This is a genomic window from Symbiopectobacterium purcellii, from assembly GCF_052050035.1.
Lineage (GTDB): Bacteria > Pseudomonadota > Gammaproteobacteria > Enterobacterales > Enterobacteriaceae > Symbiopectobacterium > Symbiopectobacterium purcellii_A.
The window spans coordinates 3870091-3882783 of the sequence record NZ_CP189882.1 but is presented as its reverse complement, the minus strand read 5'-3'; the positions used below and the strand labels follow the sequence as shown (position 1 = coordinate 3882783).

Sequence of the window (12693 nt, the reverse complement as noted above, 5' to 3'; positions counted from 1 at the left end):
CCCCTCCCCCTCCCCTTGATGAGAATCGCTATCATTTGAAGCGTTCACGCCCTGTTTTCGAGTGATGGCAGGACCAGCAAAGTGATTCAAGATTGCTATCATCATCGGTACCCCCATGCGCCTTAGCGTTGATGTGGTCAACCGTCTTAGCCTCTACTGCACGGCCATTGCGTAGGCATTCTTGACACAGATGATTGTCACGCTTCAGGATGCGAGCACGAATGATATCCCACGGGCGACCATAACCACGCTCATGCCTGCTCTTGCCTTGTTGGTGTTGCTGCCAACCTTCATGCCTATGCTTCTCGCAGTAGCCTGAGCGATCAGTTGTTGTGCCTGGGCAACCACGCTTACGGCAGGCACGAGGTATTAGCGCTGGCATGAGAGACCTCATAAAGAAAAGCCCGGCAGATGCCAGGCGCTAATGGACAGATACAACAAAAGCTATTCGCTCTTTATTCGTTTTACCTTTTCTCTTTTTCGCCACACACCACGGAAACCCGCCTGTTATTTTTTTGGCGGGTTTTTCTTTTAGTAACAGTGACTTTGGTGATTATTTAGCCCTCAATACGCACCGCCAGTTCTATAATCAATGGCATAGGCCCGATAAATTTCAGGGATTTATGCCGGTGCCGGGTGGGGGTAACCGGATGCACCACCTCAAACGCCTGACCTTGGGTTAACTGTCTGTTTTTGGGGGTAAAGGATAGGGTGGTTCCCACATGACCCAAATCACAGTCGAAGGTGCCGCCCAGCAGATGCACCCGCATCATGGCATTGGGTAAGCGGTTTCCATGATATTGATAACTGGCGCGTAGAATTTCCCCGCTTATCTCCGGGGTTACTGTCATGTGCCAGCTTCCGTTCTGCTCATGGGCAGAAGGGTGTCCGTGCAAATCCCAGCGTAAGGTACGCATGTCTTTCGGCCATTCGTCTCGATAGACAAACGAAACAAAATAATTATATTTTTCAGACTGAATCTGATGCTTAAAATAGGGTTGTAGTATATTTATCCAATGCGATTCAACGTCAAACGTGCCATTATTGACATTGTCTTCAATCGGCAAGCCTAACTGTTCAATCACAGAGCCATCGTCACGTAAGTCACGCGAATATTCTTTAGCAACTAAATTTTCTGTTGATTTATCAAACCATTCTAAATTTAATTTTAATCCCATACCCCACCTCACAGATATTTTTTAATGTTGCGCCCCGGTACTGCGGGTTTGCTTTGCTGACCGGTTTTAGGGTCAAAGCTGCCAATATGCTCGCCATCACTGGCCCGATAACCTTCCAGTTCGCCGTGTTGGTAGTCCCATTCGTAAATAGTACGACCCTTATCATCAATCCAACGGCTTCTTTTTCCTGAACCACCCTGTTTAGGTGTCTTTGGATTTTTCTGAATAAGACCCGAAAATCCAGTGATTTCTTCTGTTTCAGGATGCGGATGATAATCATGCCCGGCGGGTTTTGCGCCTTTTCGGGGCTTGTTGAACATCACATAGACCGGCTCCATCCCCGCATCGTCGGGATAGACCAGTATAATATCCCGGTTGACTGAATCAAAGGCGTCAGGAAAGGGGGTGATGGGCACCGCAGGGGGATGGCTTTCGCCGCCGGTATGCACGGTGACGGGCACGTCAGCGATTGGCGTTATCAACGGTCCCAATGAGGGAATATCGGCCATTACCGGTGGTGTTGTCACCAGTTTTCCACCCGGTACCTCGACAACGTCATGGACATACAGTCCGGTACTGACATCGTATTTTGCTTTCACCACCTTGACAGGCTGTACGGTAGGATGTCTGACCACCTTGATGTCAATCGCTTTTTCAGCGGTTAATACACCGCGTACCGGCATGTTTACTGTACCCGAGGTATCTGCTGCCTGCGCCAGGGCTGTTTTATCCGGTAAATTCATCACCTGAGCGGGGAGCGCCAGTGAAAAGAAATTTTCAGGGGTTCTGCCCGGCACCTTGTCACTGCCGATACCGACCTTTGGCGAATAAAAAGCTGAAGCGACCAAAAATCCCATTGGTGTCGCTGCGGCGATTTCCGCGCCTGCGCTGGCTAATGCACTGATAGCCGTGCGCAATCCGGCCAGCAAAGCCGCGGTAGAGATGTCGGTGAGGGCAATGCTGCCCACGCCGGCGACCGAGAAAACCGGGACAGGGTGGGCCAGTGCCTCAGGCGTTATCATCGCCCCGGACAGGGAAAGTGTCTTTACCTGACTCAACAAGGCGTGAGCCTGCTGATAACGCGCCCGTTGAGCCGCTATCTCGGCGTTATTCGGGCCTTGATGTCGATGTCGGTCTCCACGCTCGCCACCATTGCCACCGCCACGGTGAGTATGACTGCTAGAGCGGCGATCACTGCCGGAATAGTGGCTTATTGAGCCACGATTATCGGTTGTGGTGGCGGTACCGTCACCATGATGCGTGGTATGGCCCCCGAGATTATGGCTATCATAGCCACCGGGACTGCGTTTTTTTCTCGTGGTTTTTTCTTCTTCGTCAGCCATCAGATAACGCTCCTTATATTGATGCTGTATATTTGTACAGAAAACCTGTTCTGACACGACGTCAACGCCAGGTTTTCGGTGTTTTTAGATGCGCTATTGGTGCGCGGGAATATTGCGGACACAAAAAGGCCCGGATTAACCGAGCCTCATGTTTCGCAGCATTGCCGCGTCTCTCGACGTTGCGCCGCCACTTGCTGTCATCACAGCCATTAAGAATTGATCGCCTGCCTTTGCAGTTGAACAAATCTGTATCTACTCGTCGGGTAAATTCTTTCTCTCCACCTCAATCTGCCGAATGCCTGCCAATTGGCTATTCGCCTGGTCAATCGCAGTCAGCAGCGGATCAATCCAGTAAACAGCCTGCGCGTATGTCAATCGGCAGGCGGTGGCAATGGCGCTAACACTGGTTGTGTCAGGTTTGCCGGTATCGCCGTGCATTGCGCTGGCACGTAAATGGTACGTATAGTCGAGCAACCGGCCAGCAACATCATCAGGTACGCACCGGCCGCTAACCGGGTCTTTCCTGACCACCGTCCGAATAATGATTTGTCGCTCATCTGATTTGGCCTTGATGTTGGTAGCGCATTGGCTGGCTTGCTGGGATATCTGGTTGAAGCGGTTAAATTCGAAAGCCTGCTTAGCGATGACTGACGATTGGCCCGCCGTTTCTTGCGTCAGCCTTTCTGTTTTGCCTTGTTCGGTGCTGTATAGCCAACCGACTTAAAAATGATTACATCCTATGCCCTGATATGCGGCAAAGAAGCATAGCTGGCTGTTATCAAAATAATGTCGCTTGGCTATATTTGCCGTGGTAGTAGTAGACGCCGAAAGACAATGCAGCAATAAGGGCAGCGAGAGCGGCGTAGAAATATAGCCTCATGCGCCCAATCCCCAGCACGAAAGCTCTGACTCCTGGTCACGCCGTTCTATCTGCCCGTAACAGTTGTTTGAGCGGATACGGCAATCTTTCCCACCGTCCCAAATCCAACGCTTTATCTCTTTACAGGCACCGATAAGGTCACCAGCATTCAATTTGCGGTAGAACGTTGAAGGAAAGCAGTTACCGGGTCCAATGTTCCACGGACAGAAGGAAGCGATGCCGACTTTCTGAATCTCAGTGAGCGGCACGTTAACGTTGCTGTCCACCCAATCGAGCGCCTTCCTCTGCTCAATGGCGTCAATCTTTGCGCACTGCTCAGCGGTCAGCTTCATCCCCTTCACTACCGGCTTGCCGTCGACCCGTGTCACACCACCGCAAATCGTCCAAATGCCGCCGCCGTCAATATAAGCGTTTATGCGCATACCCTCTTTTTCAGACTGGAAGTGCGCCATCATCACCGGGGCTAACGCGCCGGCAGCGATTAGCGCCAGCATTGCCGCGCTGAGTTTGCTTGCTTTTGACATCATGCACTTCCTCTTTCCCTCAGTTGATACTCCTTCCTGCGGTAGTACCAGTTGATAGCAAAGGTGCCGATTGTGCAGACCATACCGACAATGATCGCCCAGTCACCAAGGCTTAACCCGGCCATTTTGTCCGCAAGCAGCAAGACGCTCTCTTTAGTCGATGCGGCGTAGGCTCTGGCAGATGCCCCAAGGCCCATTAAGCCCGTCCCCGTTCCGTATGAAAGCCTGCTGTAGAGTGTGCTCATTCGTGTCATAGCCTTTAGCTCAAATTAGTTTTTGCAAAAGCTCCGAACGCTGCAATAAATGCGTCATCATATGCCGCAGCAGCCTCTAATTTGCTTTTGAATGACCCGATATAAATCGGTTTTTTATTCTTCTTTATGTAAACCACCCATCGTTGCGATCTATCAGACCAATAACCCCCCTTAAATCCAGATGTATTGTTTTTCTGAAGACCTCTATTTGCTCCATTTTGTGATTTACTTGCCAACCTTAAATTTTTGATTCTATTGTTTTGTTTGTTATTATCTATGGCTTTGTTGAATAATTTAACAGTTTGATTTACATCTTCTTTAGTTAGAATGCATTTACAGAGAATGTATTTTGTTAGAACGACAAATCAAATAGTTAGCACAATAAAAAGCATTCCGAGAGGAAAAATTAGTCGTTGAAATTTTATAATGCTTATATAAATCAGTATCTTAAATTATTCAACAAAGCCATTATCTATATGATCAATGCATCGCAATGGGAATTGGCAGTAATGATAGAACCATGCTAGGCGATGTAATTGAAATTTTTTACCTAGCACGCTTCCACGTAAATATCCGTCCTTATCAAACGTGCCAATGACAGAACCAATGGGGTGTGTTTTCCTGAAAGCGACTTTCCTTTTAAAAAGCCCACTATCAGGATCATATGAAACAATTCTTTTTAAATCATAATGAGATATTTCTTTCATAATGCCTCGCCTTGGCACAGTCATAATGGCTCTGCCAAAGGCGGTGACGATGCCGCTTTTCGGGTGCCCCTTATTGGCAGAATTTAGTTAACACCGCCGCTAAGTGGGCGCTGTGTGGTTGAAAGAGGAAAGCGATCCGGCAAAGAGCTACAGGGGTATGAGGAATTGAGTACCGGTCGCTAAATGCAAAAATAAATGTCGCGCATCACGAAACAACTGATATACTGTTTCTCATCACGCAACAGCAGGAAAGTGATTAATGATTAAGAGCTTCAAGCACAAAGGATTGCGCCAGTTCTTTGAAAAAGGCTCTACCGTGGGAATAGATGCCAAGCAATCAGGGAAAATCAGATTGCGACTCGCAACTATCGATGCAGCAGATGACATAAACGATATTGACCGCCCTGGCTACAATCTCCACTCGTTGGCAGGGGATCGAAAAGGACAGTGGTCAATTTCGGTAACGGGAAACTGGCGTATTACATTTGAGTTCGTCGATGGAAATGCTTACATCGTTAACTATGAGGATTATCACTGATGGCTATGCATAACCCCCCGCACCCGGGGGAAATTATCGCCGAAACACTGGAAGAGCTGGGCGTCGGCATTCGTGAGCTTGCTCGCGCACTTAGCGTTGCACCATCCACCGCGCAACGACTGGTTGTCGGTAATGCTGCAGTTAGCCCTGAAATGGCTGTAAAGCTGTCTACTGTGCTGGGTAGCTCGCCTAAATTTTGGCTTAATCTGCAAGGTAATTACAGCTTGTGGGTTGTTCAACAAACAATTGATACATCAACACTACACAAACTCGTTGCAGCATGATAAAGCCTACAAATGAAAAAGCCACCGCGTTAGCAGTGGCTTGAATGACATCCAAAGCCACTACTGCAATAGTGGCTTTTTTATGCTCAATTCAGAACAATCACTATGAATAAGCCCTCATACCCTGCGACCACTCTTATTACACTAATACACAATTTGCGGACCGCGATAACGTTTTATGCGAATTTTGTGGAATTTCTACCTCTGGGTCCATTTCCAGCCGCACATCCAACACAGCAAGACACCCTTCAATGAATCCCTCCGCCATCTGAATCTCAATTCGAATCACTTTCTCATCGCGTTTGCGCCAGCGGGCCAGCTTGCGTTTTGATATCTGGTAAAGATAGTGAGCAACAAGCAGGTGATACTCATCAGGCCGTTTTTCCTTCAGACGTGCCATGCATTTCTCAATGACCAGCCCATCATCATCAGAGCACGACAACCGTATACCACTCTTTTGTGGCAAAAGCCCTTTAAAACCAGCCGCAACGTGCGAATAGTCAACGCCACTGCCATCGCTTGCTGCCCATCCTGCCCAGCGCTCCAACACCATCGAAATATCACGCATCCTCTACACCTTTTAATTTCCCGATTGAAATAGCCCCGATCCCCAATGCACGGTTGAAGGTCTGGACAAATAGCAGCAGTTGACTGCCGTATTCTGCTTCCCAGGCTGTTACATCCCTGTGTAGCTCGTCGTGGTGACGGCGGCACAAGGGGATAACAAACAGGTCATGCGTTTTTGTACCCATTCCGCCAAGCCCGTACCCTATTACGTGGTGCGGATCGTCAGCAGGAGCGCCACAGCATGCACATTGCTGTGACTTCACCCAGCGGGTGTACTTCTCACACTCCAGACGCTTTAACTTTGGACGCAGCATAAAACCTGCTGGTGGCTCGTCATCCTCCACCAGCGCGATAATGGGTTTAATCTGTTCTATACGCTCGCCAATGATGTCGTGTATAGGTGTTTCCCAAACGACGTCAGATTCCTTTTTTGCCCCAGACTTCTCCTCTGGGGCTGGCATGCGCAAACTGATGCGAATGGCATGCTCGGGCAGCAGGTCAGAGGCCTTTTTTACTACAGCCCACCAACTAATCTCATGTGCTGTCACCTGATGACCTTCCGGCAATGCCAGCCAGATACGGGCCTGGTTAATTACCCACTCAGCCGCACTCCGATCTGCCAGTTCATCAAGCGCCGGTGAGTTATGCCCGTGAACCTGGTTATCACAATGCCAGCACAGCCGAATGGCACTATGCCCGTATCTCATGGTGGTGAAGTTCTTGGCGTGGTAGTCACTTTCGCGCTGACACACGATTGACTGATCCAGCCAGTAAATCAGGCTATCAGTGCCACCAGCGGCATTAATCACACGCTCGTTGGTCAGGAATGGACGCCAGCGCGGATCATTACCCAGTTGCTGTTCCTGATTCGGCAGCAAACCGGAGGGAAGCTCTTTAAGTTCCTCTGGTTCACTGACCACCAGCACGCGACGATGGAATAACGGCAGAAGGTTTTTACCGGGGCGTAATATGACTTGCCCCAGCTCTGGCACAATGACGGGGTTAAACAGTGCTCTCATGCCGCCCTCGCCAGGTGTTCGACCCACAACCCTGCAATCCACTTGACGCCCTTCGCTGTGAAACGAGCCTGACTGAATGCGTAGTTGCTGGCATTGGTTGTGCCGGTCTTCACCTCAAAGCGCCCTAACGCGATGTGTTGGTGATGAGGGGTTAGAATATTGTTCAGCCGGTACATGATGTGTTTATCAAGCAGGAACAGGCGGAATTCAGGTTCTTTGGCGTTCAAAAGCTTGCACACCTGACGGAACGTCATGGAGCCTGTGGCAGTGACATACCGATCAACAAATTCCACTTTGGGGGCTGCTTCCGCCAATTCAGCTTCCAGCTTTTGCTGCTTCTCTGCCAGATCCGCAGCAAGGCGTAACGCCTCGGGTAAAGACTGTGGCACCTGCGGCGTTTGCCCTTTCTCCAATTCCAGCCAGCGATCGATGATGCGTTTACGCAGCACTACGCTGTAACCAGATACCAACGTGAGGCACAAATCACGAGGTAAGTGATAGCAGGGATAACTGCGCCCGCGCTCATCCCGATAATCTCCCGAAAACTCGGGAGATTGAATATTGAGCTGTTCCAGCATATTGCGTATATCAGCCATCACATGGTCATGACGCTTTTCACATAACCCGGCAATTTCAAGGCTGCTCATCGCAAGAAAGCCCGGATCATTTTTCACATTGGTTAACATGCTCATGATGCCTCCTTAAAATGTGTCGATGGTTATTTCAGCTTTGCCGCCACGCGTTACCGGCCCCTACTCCACCAGCATCCGTTTTACCTGGCTGTCATCCAGCCAAATACCCGCATGGGTAAGGGAATCGAATAACGCCTTCAGGTAGTTATCCAGATCACGGTGCTTTCTATCTGGTGGCATGAGGATGACTTTCACCGATACCAGATCGGTACGTGGTTTGTGGTTTGGGATAGCGCTTTAGTTGTTCCACTACGTCAGCAACGGCGTTAGTGAGGTATTTACGACCGTTTGCACTGATCAGATGCTTACCTGTTAACGCCCCTTTGTTCGGGGCGCGCCAGTAGCTGTTTACGCTGGGAGGGAATGGCAGAGTCAATTTCATACGCCCGCCTCTGGCATAGCCAATTCCTCAACAACTTCACCGCTTTCCACGTAATACAAATGGCTGTCTGTGATGTTATTGATCAGGAATACTTCAATTTCCCGTTGTGTCATGCCTTTAAATATCTTCACCAACTTCGTACGGATCGGGCGGTAGGTTGGCTCTACACCTGCCAGCTTTGCTGCTGCGTAGCCGTGGTGACCATCCATGATCAGTGTGTATTGCTTACCACGCAGCACTACTGGATAGACTTCAACGTAGAAGCGGGTAAACCGATATGCCTTGTCTACAACTTTTGCGCGATCAAGGTAACGCTGGCTGCTAATGAGTGGGCCTTTGATCATGCTGCGGCCCTCACCGCCAGTCGTGCAGCTTCTCTGCGGATCTGCGCCATGAATGCTTCACCCTGGGCAAACAGCCGATCACGCTCGATATAGGCAATCGCTGGACTGCGCCATTGCTTGTCAAAAACGGCGATAGCGCCAGCAAAGAAGGCGCTGGTTGCTACCTGTTTTTCGTCTTTGGGTATGAACCAGGTCGGCAGATCGAAACCAATGCGGCCACGAATAAACGCGATGTGGTCCGCCTGTTCAGGCCACCAAACCTCGGACGTAGCGGATTTGATGAGGAACACATAGCGACCGCCCAAATCACGCATTGCCATAGCATGATCGATGATGTGACGCATGCCGGTCATGTACTGCCCTTCGTGCTGTTTGGCGCGGGAGTATGGAGGGTTGCCGAACGCGGCACCGTTCAGTTCAACCAGACGCGCGGACCAGTCTTGCGCCAGTGCGTTATCTTCTGCGGTGTAGAAGGCTTCACACTTCGAGTTTTCACCGTCGCTGAACAGATCCAATACCAACGGGCCAAACATGGCATTGATTCCCCAGAACAGCGGATCGGGAGTACACCACTGATCGCCAACATCCTTGAGTTCATGCGCGGTTTCTGCCTTGTAGGCGTTCAGTGCCTGCACATACCCGGTTTGGGAAAAGTCAGTCATTGAGCACGCCTCCCGCTGCCGTCATCACCCTGATGCCGCTGTATTGGCTTCTTAGTCCGTTTGCGCTGATCTGGCATTTCTTACGGCGGTGGACCACCTCAGCACGCGCTTGCACCCCTTCGGTCTGGTCAAGTACCGTCAGCCATACACGTGCTGCTCTGCGCCACAGGCGTTTACTTTCCAACTTTTCGGCTAATGCGATATCGTCGGTCATCATGCTGCTTTTCCTCCCTGCTGGCGCTGGGTGACGTCTTTCCAGATGGAATTCCAGCGACTCATGGCAAACTCTGGTTTCGCAGATTTCAGCCCAGCTTTACTGGCCTCTGTACGCACCTGAATTTCTATCTGGCTGGGGTTTTTGGCGGGTAATGCGCTGCCAATGAAACGGCGATAGGCGGCGTCACGTTCGGAGACATCAACCGGAACCGCGGACATATCCCCTGGTCGGATCCATTTCCCATCGACGCACTCGGGGCGACCGCTGACATGCCATTTGCGGGCCTTGTCGTAATACTCTGGGAAGTTTTCTGGGGCAAAAACTGTCTTGGGACGCAGGTAGTCGCACATCTTGCGATCGTTAAGCCATTTTGCCGTCAGGTAATCCACTACCTGAATCAAGTCCTCCGCGACATAATCGGGCTCAGCAAGTCGCCCACGGATGTATCCCATCGTGGTTTTGCCATCCCGATAGCCGGAGTTAGTTACCTTGTTGAAATGGTCCAAAACCCGTTGATCTGGGTCGTCAGGCGGTTCAGCCTGACAAGAGTCTTTTTTGATCTGTAAGTCCTGATCTGTGTATTGATCTGGATAGAGATAAGATTCCGCAACTTCGCGGCTCTCATTCCGCGATTCTGCGGTTTCGATTCCGCGATTCTGCGGATCGGGTTCCGCAACTTCGCGGTTTCCATTCCGCGATTCTGCGGAATCCAGCGTTGGCGGGAATATGGCAGCAATTAATGCATCTTCTTGGATACGGTAATGCTTGACTGGAGTACCGTTTACTTTCCGGTTAGTAGTCTCAATAACACCCGGTAACAGCTTCTTGATGATCTTGTCTACCACTCGCCCTATTTGATCGTCACTTAATCCGCCAACCTCGTCGCCCAGCTCCTTGTGGCTCTTGTAAAACCACCCATCATCACGGGTTGAACAACCAGACCAGAAAACTAGTTGATTGAGAACGGCAGCCAGCGCATGTGCCTGCTGCTCCCTCTTGAAAAACTCAAGGTAGGGCCGAGGAATGACGATCATATTTTTTTGCCCAGACATAGCCTGAACAACGTCAAATATGCGGCTCATTGTTTACCTCGCAACACGCGCTCTATCCCGCCAGCTATGAGGCCGGAACGGTGATAAGAGTCCATAATCGTGCCGCTTACCACTATCGGTGGGTTGAGCGGCTGAACGTTATCAGCCCAGATGCCCATGATTATTCCCAGATTGTCATGCAGGCGACGTGCGTCGGTCAGGATAGCGTCAAAGCGAGGGTCTGCCTGATACGGCTGTTTAATCAGCGCCTGCTCCATGGCGTTAAAGGCTGTGATATACGCCTCTTTGAACACAGCGGCGCGTTTCCCGGTAAACCCCATAGCGAGAAAAGCGAAACCGTCACGGGTGATTTGGTAGCAAGGTAGTTTTCGTCCGGTTGGATCGATATATTCACTCGCCTCAAAATTGAGGGCAGCGAATTTAGAGGAACATTCAAGGTTAGTAATTGACCGTATAACGTTATCGTGTCGCTTTCGAAAATAGCAAGCAATAGCATGAGAGGTGGTGACAGCGCGTCCGTCTACGGCAATGATTTCAGGTTGAGCGAGGGTCGGGATAGTAGCCATAATGGCAGCCTCTGAGTTGAGTTTTAATAACTCACCACCAGAGTTTCCACGCTCATGGGTGGTGAGACGTACAGGGGTGGAAATACCGGTCAACTCAGAACCCGGCCAGCCTTTCGGCTGCCCTGCATGCCCCACCATTGAGAGGTGTAGCCGTGCATCGCACACAAAAAAACCGCAATGAGCGCGGTTGTGCTCTAAGTTGAATCCCGGGTTTCCACGCCCGGCAGCGGATTTTTCCGCTGCACGGGAACTATAGCGCCCGAAATTCACGTGTTCAAGGTTATTTATGTGGCTTCTTGAATTTTGCTTTGAAATGCCACAGAGGTTGGACGCATTAACTGGCCCTGCCCTCAGCTTTGCAAAAGCTGGGTTATAGGCAATTGGGCGGTCAAGTAATTGAATCAGCGCACTCATTTTCTATCCCCCCGTATTACGCGCTCTATCCCGCCAGCTATGAGGCCGGAACGGTGATAAGAGTCCATAATCGTGCCGCTTACCACTATCGGTGGGTTGAGCGGCTGAACGTTATCAGCCCAGATGCCCATGATTATTCCCAGATTGTCATGCAGGCGACGTGCGTCGGTCAGGATAGCGTCAAAGCGAGGGTCTGCCTGATACGGCTGTTTAATCAGCGCCTGCTCCATCGTGTTAAAAGCGGTGATATATGCCTCTTTGAACAAAGCGGCGCGTTTGCCGGTGAAACCCATAGCGAGGAATGCAAAACCGTCGCGGGTGATTTGGTAGGCTGGGCGGCGTTCACCTTTGGCGTCGATGTATTCAACGGGCTGAAAATTCAGCTCGCTAAATTTCTGTGAGCACTCTAAGGATTCGATTTTCTGGATGACGTTTTTATGCAGCTTGCGGAAATACTCAGCGATAGCGATTGAGGTAGTGACGGCGCGACCGTCTACGGCAGTGATTTCAGGTTGAGCGAGGGTGGGGATAGTAGCCATTATGGCAGCCTCCGATGATAGGTTATAAACCCCACCACCAGAGTTGCAAATCTCAATGGTGGTGAGACGTACAGGGTTTGCAATACCGGTCATCGGAGAACCCGGCCAGCCTTGCGGCTGCCCTGCACGCCCCACCATAATGCGAAAAAGGTGTTGTCGTGCTTCACACACAAAAAAACCGCTTTTAGCGCGGTTGTGCGCTCCAATGAATTCCGGGTTGCAAATCCCGGCACCGACTTTGCTCGATGCATGGGAACTATAGCGCCCGAAATTCACCAGATCAAGATTATTCATCTTGCCTCTTAAACTTTGCTTTGAAATGCCACAGAGGTTGAACGCATTCATGCTCATAGCCCTCTCGCATGAAAATAACGCGCTCGTTTTGACGGTCGTATCCGATAACGTGGACGACTTTTCCATATGAATCGAGGTAACGCCTGTCGAGTTCTGTGACTTGTTCGTCCACACCAACCCCCTGCGGTTAATCACACCCACAATTCCCCTCACCCGCCTGTGGTTGCAGGAGGTCCA

Annotated in this window: 20 protein-coding genes and 2 pseudogenes; 2 read left to right on the top strand and 20 right to left on the bottom strand. The window is 50.5% G+C overall.

All coding sequences use genetic code 11. The annotated features are described in order from the left end of the window. Positions 1-31 precede the first annotated feature (31 nt). From ACQGXV_RS26560 to ACQGXV_RS26520, 9 genes and pseudogenes are all read right to left on the bottom strand, one after another. The gene (locus tag ACQGXV_RS26560; protein WP_440863704.1) at positions 32-382 is read right to left on the bottom strand and encodes an HNH endonuclease; all 351 of its coding nucleotides are present in this window, start codon (positions 380-382) and stop codon (positions 32-34) included. Between the two features lie 550 nt (positions 383-932). Beyond that, positions 933-1178: pseudogene (locus tag ACQGXV_RS26555) on the bottom strand (colicin E3-like toxin immunity protein); the annotation flags it as partial. A gap of 8 nt (positions 1179-1186) precedes the next feature. Continuing rightward, the gene (locus ACQGXV_RS26550; protein WP_440863703.1) at positions 1187-2521 is read right to left on the bottom strand and encodes a colicin E3/pyocin S6 family cytotoxin; all 1335 of its coding nucleotides are present in this window, start codon (positions 2519-2521) and stop codon (positions 1187-1189) included. Positions 2522-2773: 252 nt separating this feature from the next. After that, positions 2774-2995, bottom strand: a complete 222-nt coding sequence (locus tag ACQGXV_RS26545) for a hypothetical protein (RefSeq protein ID WP_440863702.1) — start codon at positions 2993-2995, stop codon at positions 2774-2776. A 246-nt stretch (positions 2996-3241) separates the two neighbouring features. Continuing rightward, complete coding sequence (locus tag ACQGXV_RS26540) at positions 3242-3364, bottom strand: hypothetical protein (protein ID WP_440863701.1); 123 nt, start codon at positions 3362-3364, stop codon at positions 3242-3244. Between the two features lie 33 nt (positions 3365-3397). Continuing rightward, on the bottom strand, positions 3398-3925 hold the full coding sequence (locus ACQGXV_RS26535; protein WP_440867627.1) for a lysozyme: 528 nt from the start codon (positions 3923-3925) through the stop codon (positions 3398-3400). Then, positions 3925-4179, bottom strand: a complete 255-nt coding sequence (locus ACQGXV_RS26530; protein ID WP_440863700.1) for an HP1 family phage holin — start codon at positions 4177-4179, stop codon at positions 3925-3927. Before ACQGXV_RS26530 ends, ACQGXV_RS26535 begins: the two co-directional genes overlap by 1 nt. Positions 4180-4184: 5 nt before the next feature. Next, positions 4185-4457, bottom strand: coding sequence for an HNH endonuclease (locus ACQGXV_RS26525; RefSeq protein ID WP_440867626.1), 273 nt, complete (start codon positions 4455-4457; stop codon positions 4185-4187). A 174-nt stretch (positions 4458-4631) separates the two neighbouring features. After that, positions 4632-4886: a hypothetical protein gene (locus ACQGXV_RS26520; RefSeq protein ID WP_440863699.1), complete on the bottom strand. Its 255-nt coding sequence runs from the start codon at positions 4884-4886 to the stop codon at positions 4632-4634. A 259-nt stretch (positions 4887-5145) separates the two neighbouring features. Between ACQGXV_RS26520 and ACQGXV_RS26515 the strand changes: the two genes are divergently transcribed. Both ACQGXV_RS26515 and ACQGXV_RS26510 read left to right on the top strand, forming a co-directional pair. Then, positions 5146-5424 carry a type II toxin-antitoxin system RelE/ParE family toxin gene (locus ACQGXV_RS26515; RefSeq protein WP_440863698.1) on the top strand — a complete coding sequence of 93 codons (279 nt, stop codon included), beginning with the start codon at positions 5146-5148 and terminating at the stop codon, positions 5422-5424. Next, positions 5424-5708: a HigA family addiction module antitoxin gene (locus tag ACQGXV_RS26510; RefSeq protein ID WP_440863697.1), complete on the top strand. Its 285-nt coding sequence runs from the start codon at positions 5424-5426 to the stop codon at positions 5706-5708. Before ACQGXV_RS26515 ends, ACQGXV_RS26510 begins: the two co-directional genes overlap by 1 nt. Before the next feature lie 139 nt (positions 5709-5847). Here the strand turns inward: ACQGXV_RS26510 and ACQGXV_RS26505 are convergent, their stop codons facing one another. From ACQGXV_RS26505 to ACQGXV_RS26455, 11 genes and pseudogenes are all read right to left on the bottom strand, one after another. Further along, positions 5848-6276: an antiterminator Q family protein gene (locus ACQGXV_RS26505; protein ID WP_440863696.1), complete on the bottom strand. Its 429-nt coding sequence runs from the start codon at positions 6274-6276 to the stop codon at positions 5848-5850. Then, a complete protein-coding gene (locus ACQGXV_RS26500) occupies positions 6269-7294 on the bottom strand; it encodes a DUF968 domain-containing protein (RefSeq protein ID WP_440863695.1) in 1026 nt (341 codons plus the stop codon). Before ACQGXV_RS26500 ends, ACQGXV_RS26505 begins: the two co-directional genes overlap by 8 nt. Beyond that, on the bottom strand, positions 7291-7980 hold the full coding sequence (locus ACQGXV_RS26495) for a phage antirepressor KilAC domain-containing protein (protein ID WP_440863694.1): 690 nt from the start codon (positions 7978-7980) through the stop codon (positions 7291-7293). The genes ACQGXV_RS26500 and ACQGXV_RS26495 overlap by 4 nt, the downstream gene beginning before the upstream one ends. Positions 7981-8049: 69 nt before the next feature. Next, positions 8050-8368, bottom strand: a pseudogene (locus tag ACQGXV_RS26490) (RusA family crossover junction endodeoxyribonuclease); the annotation flags it as partial. Next, complete coding sequence (locus ACQGXV_RS26485; protein ID WP_440863693.1) at positions 8365-8712, bottom strand: chromosome partitioning protein ParB; 348 nt, start codon at positions 8710-8712, stop codon at positions 8365-8367. The gene ACQGXV_RS26485 and the pseudogene ACQGXV_RS26490, both read right to left, overlap by 4 nt. Beyond that, entirely contained in the window at positions 8709-9374 is a 666-nt protein-coding gene (locus ACQGXV_RS26480; protein ID WP_440863692.1) for a phage N-6-adenine-methyltransferase, read from the bottom strand. The genes ACQGXV_RS26485 and ACQGXV_RS26480 overlap by 4 nt, the downstream gene beginning before the upstream one ends. Beyond that, positions 9367-9591, bottom strand: a complete 225-nt coding sequence (locus tag ACQGXV_RS26475; protein WP_440863691.1) for a PerC family transcriptional regulator — start codon at positions 9589-9591, stop codon at positions 9367-9369. The genes ACQGXV_RS26480 and ACQGXV_RS26475 overlap by 8 nt, the downstream gene beginning before the upstream one ends. Further along, positions 9588-10673, bottom strand: coding sequence for a conserved phage C-terminal domain-containing protein (locus ACQGXV_RS26470; RefSeq protein WP_440863690.1), 1086 nt, complete (start codon positions 10671-10673; stop codon positions 9588-9590). Before ACQGXV_RS26470 ends, ACQGXV_RS26475 begins: the two co-directional genes overlap by 4 nt. Next, positions 10670-11623 (bottom strand): Rha family transcriptional regulator, encoded by a 954-nt coding sequence (locus ACQGXV_RS26465; protein ID WP_440863689.1) that lies wholly within the window; start codon positions 11621-11623, stop codon positions 10670-10672. The genes ACQGXV_RS26470 and ACQGXV_RS26465 overlap by 4 nt, the downstream gene beginning before the upstream one ends. Continuing rightward, a complete protein-coding gene (locus ACQGXV_RS26460) occupies positions 11620-12456 on the bottom strand; it encodes a Rha family transcriptional regulator (protein ID WP_440867625.1) in 837 nt (278 codons plus the stop codon). The genes ACQGXV_RS26465 and ACQGXV_RS26460 overlap by 4 nt, the downstream gene beginning before the upstream one ends. Continuing rightward, positions 12449-12628, bottom strand: a complete 180-nt coding sequence (locus ACQGXV_RS26455) for a DUF4222 domain-containing protein (RefSeq protein WP_440863688.1) — start codon at positions 12626-12628, stop codon at positions 12449-12451. Before ACQGXV_RS26455 ends, ACQGXV_RS26460 begins: the two co-directional genes overlap by 8 nt. Positions 12629-12693: the final 65 nt, after the last annotated feature.

Coding starts and splice junctions, on each gene's coding strand:
- ACQGXV_RS26515 (WP_440863698.1), top strand. CDS start 5,146: ATGATTAAGAGCTTCAAGCACAAAGGATTGCGCCAGTTCTTTGAAAAA.
- ACQGXV_RS26530 (WP_440863700.1), bottom strand. CDS start 4,179: ATGACACGAATGAGCACACTCTACAGCAGGCTTTCATACGGAACGGGG.
- ACQGXV_RS26520 (WP_440863699.1), bottom strand. CDS start 4,886: ATGAAAGAAATATCTCATTATGATTTAAAAAGAATTGTTTCATATGAT.
- ACQGXV_RS26485 (WP_440863693.1), bottom strand. CDS start 8,712: ATGATCAAAGGCCCACTCATTAGCAGCCAGCGTTACCTTGATCGCGCA.
- ACQGXV_RS26510 (WP_440863697.1), top strand. CDS start 5,424: ATGGCTATGCATAACCCCCCGCACCCGGGGGAAATTATCGCCGAAACA.
- ACQGXV_RS26480 (WP_440863692.1), bottom strand. CDS start 9,374: ATGACTGACTTTTCCCAAACCGGGTATGTGCAGGCACTGAACGCCTAC.
- ACQGXV_RS26535 (WP_440867627.1), bottom strand. CDS start 3,925: ATGTCAAAAGCAAGCAAACTCAGCGCGGCAATGCTGGCGCTAATCGCT.
- ACQGXV_RS26465 (WP_440863689.1), bottom strand. CDS start 11,623: ATGAGTGCGCTGATTCAATTACTTGACCGCCCAATTGCCTATAACCCA.
- ACQGXV_RS26470 (WP_440863690.1), bottom strand. CDS start 10,673: ATGAGCCGCATATTTGACGTTGTTCAGGCTATGTCTGGGCAAAAAAAT.
- ACQGXV_RS26550 (WP_440863703.1), bottom strand. CDS start 2,521: ATGGCTGACGAAGAAGAAAAAACCACGAGAAAAAAACGCAGTCCCGGT.
- ACQGXV_RS26560 (WP_440863704.1), bottom strand. CDS start 382: ATGCCAGCGCTAATACCTCGTGCCTGCCGTAAGCGTGGTTGCCCAGGC.
- ACQGXV_RS26460 (WP_440867625.1), bottom strand. CDS start 12,456: ATGAATAATCTTGATCTGGTGAATTTCGGGCGCTATAGTTCCCATGCA.
- ACQGXV_RS26500 (WP_440863695.1), bottom strand. CDS start 7,294: ATGAGAGCACTGTTTAACCCCGTCATTGTGCCAGAGCTGGGGCAAGTC.
- ACQGXV_RS26505 (WP_440863696.1), bottom strand. CDS start 6,276: ATGCGTGATATTTCGATGGTGTTGGAGCGCTGGGCAGGATGGGCAGCA.
- ACQGXV_RS26475 (WP_440863691.1), bottom strand. CDS start 9,591: ATGATGACCGACGATATCGCATTAGCCGAAAAGTTGGAAAGTAAACGC.
- ACQGXV_RS26495 (WP_440863694.1), bottom strand. CDS start 7,980: ATGTTAACCAATGTGAAAAATGATCCGGGCTTTCTTGCGATGAGCAGC.